Annotated in this window: 1 protein-coding gene; it reads right to left on the bottom strand. The window is 33.1% G+C overall.

Features of this window, described 5'->3' with window-relative positions:
- Positions 1-110: 110 nt before the first annotated feature.
- Positions 111-542 (bottom strand): hypothetical protein, encoded by a 432-nt coding sequence (locus BDR01S_RS24605; protein WP_066254004.1) that lies wholly within the window; start codon positions 540-542, stop codon positions 111-113.
- Positions 543-685 lie beyond the last annotated feature (143 nt).

The raw sequence follows: 685 nt of genomic DNA, 5'->3' as shown, positions 1-685 counted from the left end.
TCCGTTAGCACAATAAGAAAATGGGATCGCCGCAGCCATCCCATCTTAAACATAAGCACCCTTTAATTCAATAAGCGAGATGAATAAGTTGCAAAAAGTGACCTGCATTATTAATGCCTTATTTCCTCATAATCTGTACTTAGAGGTGATGCATATATATTAATAAATAATATGTAAACTGGATACAGAATGACAGACCCATATATCAGAAGGCTAAATCTCGGAAATAGTGTTACTCCTTCATTAATAGGAAAAACAACAGGGAAAAAAGAGAAAAAAAGAATAAAATATGGTACCCACAAAAGGAGTGACAAATAGCTGTATTTTCTACCTATAGTCCATTTTTTTGTTAAGTAAATGAATAAAATTGTCAAAAGTAGAAGTCCAATAACATTAATAGCAGCAATTACAATGTAAACATTATCCCATTCCCAGCCAGTTAACATACTAATATGAGATACATTTATTATGAGTTCGATTGCTATAAACAACGCTAAAGCGTATAAGGCACTAATATTATTTAACTTTATAAAAAACTTCATCATATACCTCCTTAATTAAGAAACAGCAACACCTCTAAGTTAAGTTCTTTATTCAATTATAATCATTCTTAAAGTAACCTGCCACGTTAGCACAACAAGAAGAAGGGATCGCCGCAGCGGTCCCTTCTTTCACTCTTGCACCC

It is taken from the genome of Neobacillus drentensis NBRC 102427, from assembly GCF_001591445.1.
GTDB classification, from domain to species: Bacteria; Bacillota; Bacilli; order Bacillales; family Cytobacillaceae; genus Neobacillus; species Neobacillus drentensis.
Note: the sequence above shows the minus strand (reverse complement) of the source record. Positions and strands in the feature narration are given on the sequence as shown.

What these genes read in the sequence shown, in the direction of transcription:
- BDR01S_RS24605 (WP_066254004.1), bottom strand. Translation starts at nt 542, where the DNA reads ATGAAGTTTTTTATAAAGTTAAATAATATTAGTGCCTTATACGCTTTA.